The organism is Brevibacillus halotolerans (assembly GCF_026891775.1).
Classification (GTDB): Bacteria; Bacillota; Bacilli; order Brevibacillales; family Brevibacillaceae; genus Brevibacillus_B; species Brevibacillus_B halotolerans.
The window spans coordinates 1-16,452 of the sequence record NZ_JAPTNK010000021.1 but is presented as its reverse complement, the minus strand read 5'-3'; the positions used below and the strand labels follow the sequence as shown (position 1 = coordinate 16,452).

Below are 16,452 nucleotides of genomic sequence, written 5' to 3'. Positions count from 1 at the left end.
TAATAAAAAGAATGGAGGAATGGCAAGGCAATGACGTATGAATTTGAATTTACTAGTCAGCAAGCGACCCAGGAATTCGCAGAAAAACTAGCTCAGCTTTTGAAGCCAGGGGATTTCTTGGCGTTGGAAGGGGATTTGGGGGCTGGTAAAACCACGTTTACACAAGGATTGGCACGGGGACTCGGGGTGAAACGTGTGGTCAATAGTCCAACCTTTACGATTATTAAAGAGTATGCTGGACGTTTGCCGCTTTATCATATGGATGTATACCGGGTCGCTGATCAGGTGGATGATTTAGGGCTTGATGAGTATTTTTATGGTGAAGGTGTTTGTGTTGTAGAATGGGCCTCTTTAATCCCGGATCATGTACCGGAGGATCGAATGACGATTCATTTGCTTCAACAAGGAGAGAATGTTCGCCTATGCCGACTTGAGGTAGTAGGAAAACGAAGTGAACAGGTAGGTAAGGAGATTGATCAACATGTGCGTGCTGGCAATTGATACCTCCAATCTCGTGCTTAGCGTCGCTGTGGTCGATGATTCACGAGTGCGGGGAGAATGGACAAGTAATTTAAATAAAAATCATTCCGTCACAGTAATGGACGGGATATCCACGCTGCTGGATGAACTAAATATTGACCCGGCAGAATTGACAGGAATTGCTGTAGCCAAGGGACCTGGTTCTTACACAGGAGTTCGGATTGGGGTAGCTACGGCGAAAAGCATGGCTTGGTCTCTTGGGATTCCTGTGATTGGTATCTCTAGCCTAGAAGCGGTAGGAATGAATGCTCTTTCTTTTACAGGAGGAATTGTCCCGCTCTTTGATGCAAGGCGAGGTCAAGTATATACAGGCCTGTATCGAAGCAAGGATTGTCAGACGCTAGATGCTTTGCTTCCTGAACGAATTATATTGCTTACAGATTGGTTGGATCTGCTCCAACAAGAAACATCTGGTGAGCCCTTGCTATTTTTAGGAGAAGATTTGGACAAACATCGTGACGTCATTAGCGATGTGCTGGGAGAAAAGGCGATGTTTGCAACCCCTGCCTTCAATCATCCAAGAGCAGCACACTTGGCATGGACGGGGCTTCAACAGTTGAAGGAAGGAAAGGGCATTCCTGCACATGACTTAGTACCTGAGTATCTACAATTGGCAGAAGCGGAAGCCAAATGGATAGCGAAACAGGAAAAGTAGGGATATTACATGAGTGAGACACTATCAAAGCAGATAGAATTTCGTTACATGACATTAGATGATGTGGAAAGAATTGCTGAGCTAGAGCGTATTTGTTTTCCGACTCCCTGGCCATTAGAAGCCTTTATTAATGAATTAACCATTAATCCGAATGCAAAATATATAGTAGCCATACTAGACGGACAGGTTGTAGGGTATTGTGGAATGTGGCTGATTATTGACGAGGCTCATATCACCAATATTTGTATTCATCCCGATGTACGTGGTCAAAGGGTAGGATTACGGCTCATGAAACAGATGATGGCCCTTGCGATGGTGCTGGGAGGCGAAAAAATGACCTTGGAAGTGCGCCCTTCTAATGAAGTAGCTCGGAACTTATACACAAAATTAGGTTTTGAAGAACACGGAAGACGAAAACGATATTATTCCGATAATAACGAAGATGCCATTATTATGTGGGTGAATTTACGTGAAGAGTAATCGACAATCTCGCTATATGAAGCGGGTACAACAACGTTATGAACAACAATTACAATCGAATCGACCAGTCTGTATTTTAGGCATTGAAACGAGCTGTGATGAGACATCGGCAGCCGTTATTGAGAATGGCACCACCATTTTATCCAACGTGATTGCTTCTCAGGCTGATATACACAAACGCTTTGGGGGGGTCGTACCTGAAGTTGCTTCTCGCAGACACGTAGAAAATATTACGGTGACGATAGAAGAGGCACTAGAGCTTGCTAATAAAAGCTGGGACGATATCTCTGCTATCGCAGTGACTTATGGCCCGGGATTAGTTGGGGCGCTTCTAGTCGGTGTAGCAGCTGCGAAGGCCATTTCCTTTGCAAAAGGAATTCCTCTTATAGGGGTTCATCATATTGCGGGGCATATTTATGCGAACCGCTTGGTGGAGGAAATGCAATTCCCGCTGATCAGTTTAGTTGTTTCTGGCGGACATACAGAGTTAATCTATATGAAAGAGCATGGGCATTTTGAAATTTTAGGTGAAACCCGTGATGATGCGGCCGGAGAGGCTTATGACAAGGTTGCCCGTTCATTGGAATTGCCTTACCCAGGCGGACCGCATATTGATCGGCTAGCTCATGAAGGGGAAGCAAGTATTAGCCTGCCACGAGCTTGGCTAGAGAAGGATTCGTATGATTTTAGCTTCAGCGGCTTGAAATCGGCTGTATTAAACACGCTTCACAATGCAAAACAGCGAGGAGAAGAAATTCCTGCGGCCAATCTGGCAGCAAGCTTCCAGACTTCAGTAGTTGAGGTTTTAGTAGAAAAGACGATTCGAGCTGCAAGAGAATATCAGGCTAAACAAATCTTATTAGCTGGTGGTGTAGCAGCAAATAAAGGACTACGTTCAGCATTACGTGAGCGGTGCGCAAAGGAAGGACTGGCTCTAACTATCCCGCCACTTATTCTTTGTACAGATAATGCTGCTATGATCGCGGCGGCTGGATTTGTCTCATACCAACAGGGAAAATTTGCTGATCTTGATTTAAATGGTGTTCCTGGATTAGAATTGACCAACCCTTTTTAGTATAAAGCTAAAAAGGGTTTTTTTGTTCTCATTATCCCCATAAAAGGAATTGGTCTAGGAGAGATGGGAAAGCTACTAAGGATTGTCGATGGGTTTGAAATCAACTTATGAACAATATCCACAATCATTTCTTAACAAACGTAATAAATCTGTTAATATCTTTGTGGATAATGTGGATAACAATGATGTTCAGTCCATAAATCTCTTATTTGTGGTTTTTTTTCTGTTGAAAAGGCTGTTTTTACTGTGGATAAATCTGTTGAAAAAAAGCATATAACATTATTCGGCATAATCATTCAGCTTCTTGTTATTAACAGGGGGAATACCTTTATGAAAATAAAGTTGCTTCGGTGGATGCTTATATTGGTTGTCATTCTTGAGATCAGCTTTCCAAAAGCGGCATTTGCCACCTCTTCGCATACAACATCTCCGCTACTAACCACACCATTTATTTCTATAAAGAATCGACAGGTAATTATACTCGCTGTGGATATGTTTTCTTTCAATGATCTTCAAGAGCTACGGTACCGTCAGCCTTTTGCTGGTCATATGCATAAGGCGGGCTATGCAGCATTAACGATGCGAACTGCGGGGCCAAGAACGGCCGCGAATGGATATTTATTGATGGGTAGCGGAGGACAGGCTCAATATACAGAAGCCAGCGAAACGTTGTACCAGCATAATGAATCCACAAGCAATAACGAAACAGCAGAACAACGAATGAGTCGCTTGACGAATCCGCATACGATTAACAAAAAAAGTGCGCTCTTCTATCCCGGTATTTTCCGTTTGCAAAGAGATAATGAAAACAAGCCGTATACAGCCAGAATTGGATTAATGGGAGATGGCATTGAACGTGTGGATGGTACGGTAGCTTTTTACGGAAATGCTGATTACGGAGAAAAGAAGCAACGACATGCCTCGTTATTGGGGGTTACTTCAACGGGAGAGATCAGAAAGGGAATGGTATCGCCCGATATGCTGCTGGAAAAGGACTTGCGTTATCCTTATGGTCTGCGTACAAAGAAGGATGTTGTGTTACAACAGATCGCAGGGGATAAAAGCTCAAGCTTAATCATTTGGCAATATGGGGATTTGGCAAGACTATACAGACAAATGCCTGAAATGTCACCCTCGCATTTTAAACAGATGTACCAGCAAATTATTGGTGATTTAGCAAAGATAGCAGGTCAGATTATAGCTAAACTACAACCTGGACAAATGTTTCTGCTGCTCTCTGCAGATGCTAATCCCATTGCTATCAAAGAAAAGAGCATATTGACGCCCTTTCTCATGTGGACATATTCAGGAGTAAAAACAGGCGAGTTAACGTCCATAACCACACGTCAGCCAGGACTAGTGAGCGGATTGGATCTATTACCAACCGTTTACCATTGGATTCATCTGCCTTTACCCGAACATGTAATTGGGCATGTGATTCATCCTGCAACGAATCAACCAATCCCATTCATTTCCACGACTGAAGTAAGTCAGGTGAAAGACAATCAGTCGGATTGGAGAATTTCTTCCTTTTTTCAAAAAATAGACCGCATTCATCGTATATATGCGAACAGACCAAGTATTATTTATAGCTTCGTCATCCTTCAGTTGGCTGGCTTATTGTTGGGGCTTTTAATATGGTATCGCTATCAGTATCAATCTAGGGCGGTTTCAGTGCGTGTTCGTAAATTTGTAAGGCTATTGCTGACCGCCTTGCTATTAGTCCCGTTTTTGCTTTTGCTTGAGCCTCTTGTGGATATCTCTTTACCTGTTCTTGCTACACTTTCGCTGTTGGGTATAGTAGCTGGGGGGATGGCTTACTGGGTATGTCGTCTCTCGCTATCAACTGGTTTTTTTCTGATAGGGGTATGCACGACGATCGGCTTATTAGTAGATGGATTTACGGGCGCTCATTTAATGAAGCGTTCTTTCCTCGGGTATGACCCGGTCATTGGGGCGCGTTTTTATGGAATGGGTAACGAATATGAGGGGGTATTGATTGGAGCCAGCTTGCTTTTTTTTGCTGCATTTTATCAATGGGAACAAGAACGGGAAAGAAAGCAAATAAAAAATGAACAGACGAGCCTATCTCTAGTGGGACTGATTTTGCTTATCGTATGTATGGGTATCATTCTATGGTATCTGGCTTCTCCTCAGTATGGTACGAATGCAGGGGGATTTTTAGCAACTGGACTCGCGTATGTGGTTACATTGCTTCGATTTTATCAAATCCGTCTACGCAAAATAAGCCTCCTCTTGATAGGAGGAAGCTTATTAGTTGGTATGGCGAGTTTACTTATTATTCATCTGTTTTCGATGCAACCAATGACTCATGTAGGTAAAGTTGCTCATGACATTATAACGGGTAACTGGATAGAAGTGGGGCAGATTATTCAGCGGAAGCTGGAAATGAACCTTCGCCTAATCCGTGTTTCTTTATGGAGTAAGGTATTTTTTCTATCCCTGTTTATTGTCAGTGTCATCAGCTTTTATCCGCAGCAGTATATGCGTAGATTGTATGCCAGCTATCCCGCCTTGGTTATGGGTTTTAGCGGGATCATGGCAGGATCGTTGGCTGGCCTTTTTTTAAATGATTCAGGTATTGTGTCAGCGGCCACGTCGATCATTTTTTTTGTAAGTCCTGCACTACTCTTAACTCTACAGGAAGATAAGATAGCTAGAAAGTATTAGTCCACTGACAGCTCTTCCCATTCTGCATACAAATGATCAATAGCTGTTCGAGCCTGGCTAATCAGATCATTACGCTTCTGGGCTTCAACATGATCAGAATAAACATCAGGATGGCATAATTCTTCTTCCCAGGTAGCGATTTTTTCCTCGTTATCCTGAATGCTTTTTTCAATTTCTTCTAAACGTCGTTGGCGTTGGCGCTCTTTACGCTTCGCTTCTTTATCAAGCTCATAGGTGCTTTTCTCTGGAGTGCTTGGTCTGGCTGCTGAGGCTTTTGGATTTGCCTGTTCCACCTTTTCCTGAGCTTGTTCTACAAGCTCTTGTTTTTTATCCAGATAGTAGTCGTAATTACCAAGGTAGCTTGTTACCCCAGTTGGAGACATCTCTAGAACGCGAGTTGCCATTTTGTTTAGAAAATATCTGTCATGGGATACAAATAAAATCGTGCCAGGATAGTCATATAGAGCATTCTCTAATACCTCTTTACTGATGATATCCAGATGGTTAGTCGGCTCGTCAAAAATCAAGAAATTGGCTTCCTTTAGCATTAATTTAGCCAATGAGACACGTGCGCGCTCGCCGCCGGACAAGTCGCCAATTCTCTTTAACACGTCATCGCCACTAAACAAGAAGTTTCCAAGAATGGTGCGGACCTCTTTCTCCTGCATCTGAGGATAATCATCCCATAGCTCTGCCAAAATGGTTTTGCTCATATTTAACTCGCGTTGTTCCTGATCATAGTAGCCAATGGTTACATTACTTCCCAGCTCTGTATGTCCTTGTTTAGCTGTAAGCTGACCCACAATCGTTTTAAGTAAAGTAGATTTTCCAATCCCGTTTGGTCCTACTAGTGCAACGCGCTCTTCGCGTTCTAAATCAAAGGTCAACTGAGAGGAAAGCGTGACCTCCTCGTAGCCAATGGCAAGATTTCGAACCTTAAGCACGTTATTTCCGCTCATTTTGGCAATTTCAAAGGAGAAATGGGCAGATTTGTTACCCGCAATCGGTTTATCCATTCGATCCATTTTTTCAAGTGTTTTTCGTCTGCTTTGCGCTCGTTTGGTAGTAGATGCTCTAGCGATATTGCGCTGAATAAAATCCTCTAATTTAGCGACTTCTTCCTCTTGCTTTTCAAAACGGCGCAGCTCCTGCTCTAAACGCATAGCCTTTTGATCCAAATAGCGGCTGTAGTTGCCTACATAGCGTTGCGCCTGATGACGTTCGATTTCATAGACGATATTTACTAGCTTATCTAAAAAGTAACGGTCATGGGAAACGACTAGGATAGCACCCTTGTAATTTTGCAAATAGACCTCTAGCCAGGATAGAGTTTCGATATCCAAATAGTTCGTAGGCTCATCTAACAGCAATAAATCAGGTGACTGAAGAAGTAACTTCGCTAATGCCAGACGTGTTTTTTGACCACCACTTAACGTATAAATAGGTGTTTCATAATCCATGTCTGAAAAACGAAGACCGTGAAGTACACCGCGAATACTAGCTTCATAGCTATAACCGCCTTTTTCTTTAAAGGCTTCCACGCGATGTGAATAGGTCTCCATAATCTGCTGATATTTTTTTTCGTCCTCAAAGACTGCGGGATTGCCCATCATAGCTTCCATCTTGCGTAGCTCTTTTTCCTCTGATTGAAGATGCTCAAAAACAAGAAGCATCTCTGCCCAGATGGAGTTATTGGATTCCAGACCGCTGTTTTGTGCTAGGTATCCGATTGTTACATCCTTTGGTTTACGAAGCACTCCGCTATCATAGCTAAGTTCACCTGCTATAATTTTCATCAGCGTAGATTTCCCGGCTCCATTTACTCCAACCAAACCGATCCGTTCTAACGTTTGTACTTGTAAAGATATATCCTGTAAAATGGTTTCAACACCATATGACTTCGATATGCGCTCTGCTTGTAATAAAATCATAGCTTTCACCCCGAGATGATATTCAGATATCTATCCTAACAGTGTACCTAAAGCAGAGGTCGGGAACAAGGGGAGCCGATCAATAGGTGGGCAAATAAAGGGGGAAAAGTATGCACATGCTAGAGAAGAAACGCTTGAGACAGGTGATGATTAGCGCGCGGGATTTGTTGAGTGAAGAGGATCGCGAGCAAAAATCCGATAAGGCTACACAGCATTTATGGAGTATCAAAGCTATAAAAGAAGCTCAAACGATTATGTGTTTTAGTTCGTTTGGAAGTGAAATCAATACGTGGTCTTTTATAGAAGATGCAAGAGAGCGTGACATAAAGGTTGCTCTTCCCCTGACAAATCGAGAGCAAAAAAAAATAATACCTTATACATATGAGAGCAGAAGTAGCTTGAAGAAGGGGGCTTACGGTATCTGGGAGCCAGATCCCACACGTTCAACAGAGCTGAAGCTGTCAGAGATTGAAGTAGTGATCGTTCCAGGAGTAGCCTTTGATCGGCAAAAAGGGCGCTTAGGCTATGGAGCCGGTTATTATGACCGATTTTTCCAAAGCCTGCCGCATGAACCTAGACGAATTGGATTTTGCTATGCTATGCAGGTGATTGAAAAGGTACCGATGGAGCCTTTTGATATCCATTTGGATCAAATTGTCACCGAAGAGGGAATTATCTGAATTTGAAACAATTTGGACATACATTACACCATTCCCAAAAAGATGGTATTGTATAATTGTGATGGTATTGGAGGAGGGTTTAACATGTCAGGATGGAAAATAGGTATCATTACGGCTAGTGATTCAATCGCTGGTGGGGAAAGAGAGGATGATCGAATTCAGTTGGTGCGCGGGTTAGTCAAACAGCACTTGCATACGGAAAACATTATTTATCGTTGTTTACCGGATGATATGGAAGAACTGAAGGAGCATATGATCGAATTGGTGGATCGAGAAAAATGCGATATTCTCATTACCACAGGTGGAACAGGATTGAGTCCGCGGGATGTTACACCAGAAGTAACGTCATGGGTAATTGATCGTCCAGTACCTGGCTTAGCGGAGGAGATGCGTCGTGCAGGTTTAAAGCAATCTCGCCGCGCTATGTTAACACGTGCTGTTGCAGGGACGAGGGGCAACAGTTTGATTTTTAATTTACCAGGAAACCCCAAAGGAGTCGAGGTCTGCTTTATAGCTATTGCAGACATGCTGCCGGACGCTGTGCATATTTTGCAGGGCTCAGAAGAAGCCGGTGAAGACTGGGGTGGAATCGGATGGTAGAGAAGCCGAACTTTAAAGTCGTGCCTGTCCGCGAAGCGGTGGGCATGATTTTGCCTCATGATATGACGCAGATTTTACCCGGGGAGTTCAAGGGTAGGCTGTTTAAAAAAGGGCATGTTATTAAAGCAGAAGACATAGAACCACTGCTTTCTATAGGAAAAGAGCATATTTATATTATGGATATGCCTCCGGGCTTTATCCATGAGGAAGAAGCAGGTCAAAGAATTGCCCAAGCTGTTGCAGGTACAAATCTACTTTTAACAGAGCCTTACGAAGGTAAGGTTTCAATGAAGGCAAAAACGAACGGACTTTGTAAAATCAATGAGCAGGCCGTTCATACTTTAAATGAATTAGAAGGTATAGCCCTTTCCACTATCCTAACGAATCAAGTGGTAACAGAGGGGCAGTCTGTGGCTGCTACTCGTATTATCCCTTTGATTATGAAAGAAGAAAACATTCTCGTTTTAGAACGTTTGGCTAAGCAGTTTGAAGGGCCGATCGTGGATGTGTTGCCCATTCCTGCTCGCAGGGTAGGAGTGGTTACGACAGGAAGTGAGGTTTATCAGGGACGAATCCAAGATAAGTTTGGTCCTGCTATTAGAGCTAAGGTAGAAGCGCTAGGCTCTCAGGTAGTTGAGCAACGTTTTGCCCCAGATGATAAAGAGATGATACAACATGAGATAGAGTATTTCCTGGCACAAGGAGTTGATCTCATCTGTGTAACAGGCGGTATGTCTGTTGATCCAGATGATAAAACACCCGGGGCAATTGCTGGTGTAGGCTCTGATGTTATACGGTATGGTACGCCAATGTTGCCTGGTTCTATGCTAATGATCGCCTATAAAGGAGATACCCCTATTCTAGGGTTACCTGGAGCGGTGATGCATGAGCCTGTTACGTCGTTTGATGTTTTTTTGCCTAGAATCCTATACGGAGAGCGCATCCAAGAAAGTGATATGACACGACTTGGTTATGGTGGTTTACGGAAGTGTTAATAATCAAATGAGTGGAGATGTTGACTATGAGTGGAATTGGAGCTTCAGGTTTTATTATACTGATCATTTTAGCGATCATCTTTTTTGGACCTAAAAAGCTACCAGAGTTAGGCAGAGCTATGGGCAGTACTTTGCGAGAGTTCAAAAAAGCTACAAGTGGACTTGCTACTGATGATTTTGATGAGAATAAAAAAGAGAAACCAGCCGAACAGCAATTGGTAGCAGCGACTGCGAAACCAGCGGATACAGTGGAGACCTCCGAGAAAATTGACCGTGAAAAGCTAGAGCGTGAAATTCGTGAGCGTTTGGAACGCGAGCGTCTAGAAAAGGAGATTCGCGCAAAAATCGAACAGGAGCGTAAAGAAGCGTCCTCTTCCAGCGAACCAAAAGCGTAAGAAGAAGGTAGGCAGGTTGGATGGGTAAACAAAGAGATATGACTATATGGGAACATATTGGTGAATTGCGTAATCGGCTTTTAATTGTTCTGCTCGTTTTTGTTATCGGATTAGCAGTGGGACTATACTACGCCGGGCCAGTTGTTATGTATCTACAGCAAACGCCTATGGCTAATCTTTCTATGAATACGTTAGTTTCTTTGAAGCCTTCCGATGCACTGCAGGTGTACATGCAGTTTGCTTTCTTGGTTTCGATGATAATGACTACACCCGTATTTTTGTTACAGCTATGGGCGTTTGTTAAACCAGGTTTAAAGCCACATGAAACAAAGCTAACCCTATCATTTATTCCCGTTATTTGTCTGTTGTTTCTGGTTGGATTAGCTTTTGGCTATTATGTTGTGTTCCCGTTAGTGGTTCTGTTTATGACGAACATTAACGTTCAGTTGGGTACTCCAGTCATGTGGGGATTAGGTGAGTATTTCTCTTTTATGTTTAATATGATTGTCCCTTTTGGATTTTTGTTTGAACTCCCGATCCTGGTGATTTTACTAACAAGGCTACGGATCATCAATCCGGTAAGGCTGTCTAAAATAAGAAGATATGCATATTTTATTTTAGCCTTTATTGCGATTGTGATTACACCTCCTGACTTTATGAGTGACTTTATCGTAATGATTCCGTTATTTGTTTTGTATGAGATTAGTGTGTTTCTGTCCAAAGTCATTTATCGTCAACAGTTGAAAGAGGATGAGGCATGGGAACGTGAATACGGTGGCGTGGAGGTTCAGGCTGATTCTGAAATTAAATAGCAGTATTTCAAAGAGCATAAGGTTATATTTATGCTCTTTTTGTGTAAATATAGTTGCAGAACTTGTCATGAATCGGTAGGATTCTTAAGTAGGAACCAAAAATTGGAGGTGCTTTAAGCTTGAACGAGAATTATTCGGAGCAAGTGTATCGGGAAGAGAGTAACTTTCCTAAAATTTTGAGATTGTTTGCGATTTCACTGCTGGTGTCTACGATTGGTAGTGCGGTAGGAACAGCATTTGTTCCCCCAGCCTTTATCCTGCCACTGGTAGTTGTTGAATTGCTAATGCTGATTGGCGCCTTTTTTATGCGTAGAAAGGGTGTTCGAATCGGGTATGGATTCTTATTTGCCTTTGTATTTATCAGTGGAATCACGCTTGGGCCAACTCTACAATACTACGCAATGAAAAATGGGGCCTTGCTGGTTAACGCAGCTTTCCTCATCACGACAGTTATCTTTATTTCATTGGCCGGTTATGCTTATGTGTCCAAACGTGACTTCAGTTCAATCGGCGGCTTTTTGTTTGCAGCTCTTATTGGCTTGATTCTTTTACAGGTGCTAAATCTGTTTATTCCATTAGGAACGGGAATGCAGCTATTAATAGCATCTGGCGGGATTTTGATTTTTAGCGGCTATATCCTATACGATGTGTCTCAGTTCAAACATGGGGTAGAAGAAGAAGATGTCCCAATGGCTGTTATTTCGCTTTACCTCGATTTTATCAATTTGTTCTTGTCGTTGCTCCGTCTTTTAGGAATTTTAAATAGTGATGATTAGTTCTTAAAAAATGCATGTGCCCCCCTCTGAGTTTTTCAGGAGGGGGGCTTTTGCGTATGATTGGAAGTTTATTGTTTTACAGAAAGACTTACTCTGCTTGGGTATAGCTGCTTTTTGTTGAGCAAATACTATATGGACGAAATGGCTTGAAAAGGAGTGAAACAGATGAAAAAAAGAAGGTGGATTGTAGTATCTGCTATTTTTTTATCCGTATCGGCGGTGGTGGCAGGTTTCACGATGATGAAGGCAGGTACAATCTCAGGAATTCTCCCATTCTTACATAAGGGGGAGCAAGCAACGGCCACTAGCGGTACCCCAACAGGAAACGATGCAGATGGAGCGCAGATAGCTGGAGAGAATGTCGAGCTATTTGATAGTGATCAACAAAAGGTTGTATCCCATTATTCAAATAGCACTCTCTTTCAACAGGAAGCGCAAACGATTTTACACTCAGTGAGCGGGAGAGTCCAGGATATTAGCCCACAGTTGGAGCATTGTTTTATTTTAAAAATCCCTGTGGACCCTCCAATAAAAGTATCTGTCCCGAAAGAAAAGATAAAAGATCAGATCTCGCGAGTTTTTGTGGTGATGCCAAAGAATGGGCAACGCAAACCATGGCTTATCCTGCATAATCAGCGTGAGGAAACCATATTGGCTGAGTTTACCAGAGATGTAAATACGATACGTGAACTCATCAAGAAATAATTTATTTGGTTGTAAAGAGCGTAACGAAGTTTTCGGTAAAGTAGTCAGAAAAGACGCCTACACCTAGCTCTTCAAATTGCTTTTCAAGCACATTTTTACGATGCCCCAGGCTATTTAACCAGCTTTGAGAGGCCTCTATAGCATCAGGAAATCCTGCGGCAATATTTTCTCCTGCCATTCGATAGGACAGACCATTTTTCTTCAGTCGATCAAATGGAGATAAGCCTGTTGTTGCGGAAATATGATCAAAATACTGATTGCGCTGCATATCGATGCTATGATTACGGGCTGTGATGGCTGCTTTTTCGTTCCAACGTAATGGTGGAATTTGATAGCGATAGCGCATGACATTGGTTAAATCTAATATCTGCCGTTCCATCGCTCGATTAATCTCCTCCTGACTTTTAGCATCAGGGGTAGGGGGAGTGAAATTGGGTGCTTCCCCTGTATAAGTCCACTTCGTTTCGTAGAATCCACCCTGAAGCAGAACTAGCTTGTCGATGAGGCGGATGCCAGTAACCTTCTGTTGATTATGCTTGTCCAAGTAAAATAAGACAGGAATATCACCTACAAGCTGTAACGGTCGCTGTGCTCGATCATTTTTTATTTCTACAAATGTATCCTCATAAGAAAAGGTAACGCGCTCCTGTAACGAATAGCTCTTTTTGAGCGTATCGTATGAAGTGCCAATACGTATTTGATTGGTTAATGCGACTTTCGGACTATTAGAAAAGACATCTACTACTTTCCCCTTTAAAATGCCCACCTGTACATAACGATCAGGATTCTTGTTATAAATCCACCATTCATATCCAAATAAGCTAGGTTCTTGACGATCAGGGATACCTAATGTGGCTTCCACCTGCTGAGAACTCATATGCAAGGAGACTCCAAAAAGAATAGGATCAGAAAAAAGGGGCTTCGTTGGGGCGTCTCTATTTTCCACGGTAGATAAAACTTGCTTCATAGAAGGGGTGACTATTTGTTGATTTTGCTGAAGGGGCGATTTAGCAGATGCGGTGTGCCCAGGTGTCAGCGTTGTCAGGAAAACGGCTTTCGTTGTTTCTTTTACTGTTTCAATCACATCAGCAGAAGTACCCTTGGCTTTGTCAGAGTCTGATGCATGTAGCGTGCTTGTTTTCGTAAAAAGAGGAGAGAAGATCATCCTCATATGACTTTTCATTCCGGATGAGGCTTGCGTGCTTGTTTGCAACAAAACAAAAAGTGAAAGTCCAAGAGCTGAAACAAGAAACCAGCTTTTTTTAGGCATGTACTATTCCTCCTCGCAGTCTAGCAATCTGTCTCTATTGTATCTATAAGTAAATATCGTCAAGTATAGAACTAATAAATAGAGTTTTGTATTAAAGAAAAGAAGGTGGAATAAGAGAGTTCCAGAAGATATATGTATGAAGAGACTGGATGCTTAGTCCCAGACCTTACAGGGATAGAAGTTTTTGTCTGTAAATGTACTTGAAAATACTTGCAAAGCATTCAGTGATTTATTATTATAGGAATTGGGTGTTAGCACTCCTTAAAGGTGAGTGCTAACCGTTTAAGAAAAATTATGTACTATCTTTGAGGAGGGTGTTTTTTGTGTTGAAGCCATTAGGTGATCGTGTCGTACTTGAACCAATTTCTAAAGAAGAAACAACTGCTAGTGGTATTGTTTTGCCTGATACTGCAAAGGAAAAACCACAAGAAGGTCGTATTGTTGCAGTGGGTTCTGGTCGCATTGAAAACGGTGAGCGTATCGCCCTTGAAGTAAAAGAAGGCGATAAAGTAATCTTCTCTAAATATGCTGGTACAGAAGTTAAACTGGACAACAAAGAATATTTGGTACTTCGTGAGTCCGATATTTTGGCAGTTATCGGCTAAGGTACCGTAACATACTGAGTTACCCTAAACACATATTTCTATTTGGAGGTTGAGTATTAGATGGCAAAACAAATCAAGTTCTCCGAAGATGCACGTCGCTCTATGTTGCGCGGTGTAGAAACTCTTGCAAATGCAGTTAAAGTAACACTTGGACCTAAAGGTCGTAACGTTGTTCTAGAAAAAAAATTCGGTTCTCCATTGATTACAAATGATGGTGTAACGATTGCAAAAGAAATCGAACTAGAAGATGCATACGAAAACATGGGTGCGCAATTGGTTAAAGAAGTTGCTACTAAAACCAACGATATCGCTGGTGACGGTACAACTACTGCAACCGTACTTGCTGCTTCCATGATTCGTGAAGGTCTAAAAAATGTAACTGCTGGTGCAAACCCAATGGTAATTCGTCGCGGTATAGATAAAGCTGTTCGTGCTGCTGTAGAAGAAATCCATTCTATTTCCAAACCAGTAGAAAGCAAATCTGCAATCGCACAAGTTGCTTCTATTTCTGCTGATGATCCTGAAGTAGGTAGCTTGATTGCTGAAGCTATGGAAAAAGTAGGAAAAGACGGCGTTATTACTGTTGAAGAATCCAAAGGTTTCGCAACAGAGCTTGAAGTGGTTGAAGGTATGCAATTCGACCGTGGATACGCTTCTCCTTACATGATCACTGATACTGATAAAATGGAAGCTGTTCTTAACAATCCGTTTATCTTAATCACTGATAAAAAAATCGGAAACATCCAAGAAGTATTGCCAGTACTAGAGCAGGTAGTACAAAGCGGTAAACCTTTAGTTATCATTGCTGAAGATGTTGAAGGCGAAGCTTTGGCTACTTTGGTAGTTAATAAATTGCGTGGTACTTTCACAGCAGTAGCGGTTAAAGCTCCTGGATTTGGTGATCGTCGTAAAGCGATGTTGCAAGATATCGCTACTCTTACTGGCGGTGAAGTAATCACTGAAGAATTGGGCCTTGATCTTAAAGCAACAAAAGTCGAACAATTGGGCCGTGCTGCGAAAGTTGTTGTTACTAAAGAAACCACAACAATCGTTGAAGGTTCTGGGGAAAAAGCAGCTATCGAAGGTCGTGTAGCTCAAATCCGTCAACAAATCGAAGACACTACATCTGAATTTGATCGTGAAAAATTGCAAGAGCGTCTAGCTAAATTAGCTGGTGGTGTTGCAGTTGTTAAAGTTGGTGCTGCTACAGAAACTGAGTTGAAAGAGAAAAAACTTCGTATTGAAGATGCTCTGAACTCTACTCGTGCGGCTGTAGAAGAAGGTATCGTAGCAGGTGGTGGTACAACACTAATTTCTGTTATGCATGCTATCGAGAAGTTGAACCTTCAAGGAGAAGAAGGTCTAGGTGCACAAATCGTTCTTCGTGCTTTGGAAGAGCCTGTACGCCAAATCGCAGCGAATGCTGGATTGGAAGGTTCCGTAATCGTAGAGCGTTTGAAAAAAGAAGAACTAGGTATTGGCTTCAATGCTGCTACTGAACAATGGGTAAATATGATTGAAGAGGGTATTGTAGACGCGGCTAAAGTAACTCGCTCTGCTCTATCTAATGCTGCTTCCGTTGCTGCTATGTTCTTAACTACAGAAGCAGTTGTTGCAGATAAACCAGAAGAAAATAAACCAGCAATGCCAGACATGGGTGCTATGGGTGGCATGGGCGGAATGGGTATGATGTAAGCAGTTATACCTAAACTGCGAAGAGGTGACGATTTTGTCACCTCTTTTTTCTTTGTAGTGAGTGAAAACATTTAGAGGATCATTGCTAGTATTGCACGAGAGCTTATGCTAAAGGATCTCTTATTAGTAGAAGAACTTCTTCGTATAGATAATCAGGATGACGTTATTGCTTATACTAGAGGAAAAGTCGATGCTGTTTTTATAAGTTAGTTTAATTAGGGTTGAAAAATATTTAGGAAAAAAACTTGCATAACATGTCTTAAGTTTGGTATTATAAAAAACGTCGCTTTAAGCGATGTTATCAACTCTATAAAAAATCTCTTAAAAAAGTTTTGAAAAACTATTGACTTTAAAGTGATGATCTGATAGAGTTATAAAGGTAAGCGAGAGGCGAAACAAACTCGCTTGAGAGTGGAAAAGTGTTCTTTGAAAACTGAACAGTAAAATGTTTGATAGAAATACTAGCCAAGCAAGTTTTGAAGCTTTGATCAAGAACTACTTTAATGGAGAGTTTGATCCTGGCTCAGGACGAACGCTGGCGGCGTGC

16 protein-coding genes are annotated in these 16,452 nt (G+C 42.1%); 14 read left to right on the top strand and 2 right to left on the bottom strand.

The genetic code is table 11. From position 1 onward, the window contains the following. Positions 1–30: 30 nt before the first annotated feature. The 5 genes from tsaE (at position 31) to O0550_RS20555 (ending at position 5,441) form a co-directional block, all read left to right on the top strand. Positions 31–501 (top strand): tRNA (adenosine(37)-N6)-threonylcarbamoyltransferase complex ATPase subunit type 1 TsaE, encoded by a 471-nt coding sequence (gene tsaE, locus O0550_RS20575; protein WP_003344797.1) that lies wholly within the window; start codon positions 31–33, stop codon positions 499–501. After that, complete coding sequence (gene tsaB, locus O0550_RS20570) at positions 482–1,195, top strand: tRNA (adenosine(37)-N6)-threonylcarbamoyltransferase complex dimerization subunit type 1 TsaB (protein WP_022586371.1); 714 nt, start codon at positions 482–484, stop codon at positions 1,193–1,195. Before tsaE ends, tsaB begins: the two co-directional genes overlap by 20 nt. A 9-nt stretch (positions 1,196–1,204) precedes the next feature. Then, a complete protein-coding gene (gene rimI, locus O0550_RS20565) occupies positions 1,205–1,675 on the top strand; it encodes a ribosomal protein S18-alanine N-acetyltransferase (RefSeq protein ID WP_035319058.1) in 471 nt (156 codons plus the stop codon). A gap of 16 nt (positions 1,676–1,691) precedes the next feature. Then, a complete protein-coding gene (tsaD, locus tag O0550_RS20560) occupies positions 1,692–2,750 on the top strand; it encodes a tRNA (adenosine(37)-N6)-threonylcarbamoyltransferase complex transferase subunit TsaD (RefSeq protein WP_031309704.1) in 1,059 nt (352 codons plus the stop codon). Positions 2,751–3,080: 330 nt separating this feature from the next. Further along, positions 3,081–5,441 carry a hypothetical protein gene (locus O0550_RS20555; RefSeq protein WP_258427171.1) on the top strand — a complete coding sequence of 787 codons (2,361 nt, stop codon included), beginning with the start codon at positions 3,081–3,083 and terminating at the stop codon, positions 5,439–5,441. Here O0550_RS20555 and O0550_RS20550 read toward each other — a convergent pair. Next, positions 5,438–7,372: an ABC-F family ATP-binding cassette domain-containing protein gene (locus tag O0550_RS20550; RefSeq protein WP_096888190.1), complete on the bottom strand. Its 1,935-nt coding sequence runs from the start codon at positions 7,370–7,372 to the stop codon at positions 5,438–5,440. The two genes, O0550_RS20555 and O0550_RS20550, sit on opposite strands and share 4 nt — an antisense overlap. 110 nt (positions 7,373–7,482) lie before the next feature. Between O0550_RS20550 and O0550_RS20545 the strand changes: the two genes are divergently transcribed. From O0550_RS20545 to O0550_RS20515, 7 genes are all read left to right on the top strand, one after another. Beyond that, positions 7,483–8,052, top strand: coding sequence for a 5-formyltetrahydrofolate cyclo-ligase (locus O0550_RS20545; protein ID WP_258427170.1), 570 nt, complete (start codon positions 7,483–7,485; stop codon positions 8,050–8,052). Between the two features lie 84 nt (positions 8,053–8,136). Continuing rightward, positions 8,137–8,652: a MogA/MoaB family molybdenum cofactor biosynthesis protein gene (locus O0550_RS20540; protein ID WP_003333521.1), complete on the top strand. Its 516-nt coding sequence runs from the start codon at positions 8,137–8,139 to the stop codon at positions 8,650–8,652. Beyond that, on the top strand, positions 8,646–9,647 hold the full coding sequence (locus tag O0550_RS20535; protein ID WP_163246218.1) for a molybdopterin-binding protein: 1,002 nt from the start codon (positions 8,646–8,648) through the stop codon (positions 9,645–9,647). Before O0550_RS20540 ends, O0550_RS20535 begins: the two co-directional genes overlap by 7 nt. A 26-nt stretch (positions 9,648–9,673) precedes the next feature. After that, the gene (gene tatA, locus O0550_RS20530) at positions 9,674–10,042 is read left to right on the top strand and encodes a twin-arginine translocase TatA/TatE family subunit (protein WP_258427169.1); all 369 of its coding nucleotides are present in this window, start codon (positions 9,674–9,676) and stop codon (positions 10,040–10,042) included. A 20-nt stretch (positions 10,043–10,062) separates the two neighbouring features. Further along, entirely contained in the window at positions 10,063–10,854 is a 792-nt protein-coding gene (gene tatC / locus O0550_RS20525; RefSeq protein WP_003344783.1) for a twin-arginine translocase subunit TatC, read from the top strand. A gap of 119 nt (positions 10,855–10,973) precedes the next feature. Beyond that, the gene (locus O0550_RS20520; protein WP_051870413.1) at positions 10,974–11,630 is read left to right on the top strand and encodes a Bax inhibitor-1/YccA family protein; all 657 of its coding nucleotides are present in this window, start codon (positions 10,974–10,976) and stop codon (positions 11,628–11,630) included. A gap of 165 nt (positions 11,631–11,795) precedes the next feature. Then, a complete protein-coding gene (locus tag O0550_RS20515) occupies positions 11,796–12,335 on the top strand; it encodes a hypothetical protein (RefSeq protein ID WP_258427168.1) in 540 nt (179 codons plus the stop codon). 1 nt (position 12,336) lies between these two features. On the opposite strand, the gene O0550_RS20510 is transcribed toward O0550_RS20515, so the two are convergent. Further along, complete coding sequence (locus O0550_RS20510; RefSeq protein ID WP_258427167.1) at positions 12,337–13,605, bottom strand: CAP domain-containing protein; 1,269 nt, start codon at positions 13,603–13,605, stop codon at positions 12,337–12,339. 323 nt (positions 13,606–13,928) lie between these two features. On the opposite strand from O0550_RS20510, the gene groES reads away from it, so the two are divergent. Then, positions 13,929–14,210 (top strand): co-chaperone GroES, encoded by a 282-nt coding sequence (groES, locus tag O0550_RS20505; protein WP_003333513.1) that lies wholly within the window; start codon positions 13,929–13,931, stop codon positions 14,208–14,210. 60 nt (positions 14,211–14,270) lie between these two features. After that, positions 14,271–15,905: a chaperonin GroEL gene (gene groL, locus O0550_RS20500; protein ID WP_096888192.1), complete on the top strand. Its 1,635-nt coding sequence runs from the start codon at positions 14,271–14,273 to the stop codon at positions 15,903–15,905. Positions 15,906–16,452 lie beyond the last annotated feature (547 nt).

Excerpts from the sequence above, each read along its gene's own strand:
- tsaE (WP_003344797.1), top strand. The coding sequence starts at position 31 with ATGACGTATGAATTTGAATTTACTAGTCAGCAAGCGACCCAGGAATTC.
- tsaB (WP_022586371.1), top strand. The coding sequence starts at position 482 with ATGTGCGTGCTGGCAATTGATACCTCCAATCTCGTGCTTAGCGTCGCT.
- rimI (WP_035319058.1), top strand. The coding sequence starts at position 1,205 with ATGAGTGAGACACTATCAAAGCAGATAGAATTTCGTTACATGACATTA.
- tsaD (WP_031309704.1), top strand. The coding sequence starts at position 1,692 with ATGAAGCGGGTACAACAACGTTATGAACAACAATTACAATCGAATCGA.
- O0550_RS20555 (WP_258427171.1), top strand. The coding sequence starts at position 3,081 with ATGAAAATAAAGTTGCTTCGGTGGATGCTTATATTGGTTGTCATTCTT.
- O0550_RS20550 (WP_096888190.1), bottom strand. The coding sequence starts at position 7,372 with ATGATTTTATTACAAGCAGAGCGCATATCGAAGTCATATGGTGTTGAA.
- O0550_RS20545 (WP_258427170.1), top strand. The coding sequence starts at position 7,483 with ATGCACATGCTAGAGAAGAAACGCTTGAGACAGGTGATGATTAGCGCG.
- O0550_RS20540 (WP_003333521.1), top strand. The coding sequence starts at position 8,137 with ATGTCAGGATGGAAAATAGGTATCATTACGGCTAGTGATTCAATCGCT.
- O0550_RS20535 (WP_163246218.1), top strand. The coding sequence starts at position 8,646 with ATGGTAGAGAAGCCGAACTTTAAAGTCGTGCCTGTCCGCGAAGCGGTG.
- tatA (WP_258427169.1), top strand. The coding sequence starts at position 9,674 with ATGAGTGGAATTGGAGCTTCAGGTTTTATTATACTGATCATTTTAGCG.
- tatC (WP_003344783.1), top strand. The coding sequence starts at position 10,063 with ATGGGTAAACAAAGAGATATGACTATATGGGAACATATTGGTGAATTG.
- O0550_RS20515 (WP_258427168.1), top strand. The coding sequence starts at position 11,796 with ATGAAAAAAAGAAGGTGGATTGTAGTATCTGCTATTTTTTTATCCGTA.
- O0550_RS20510 (WP_258427167.1), bottom strand. The coding sequence starts at position 13,605 with ATGCCTAAAAAAAGCTGGTTTCTTGTTTCAGCTCTTGGACTTTCACTT.
- groL (WP_096888192.1), top strand. The coding sequence starts at position 14,271 with ATGGCAAAACAAATCAAGTTCTCCGAAGATGCACGTCGCTCTATGTTG.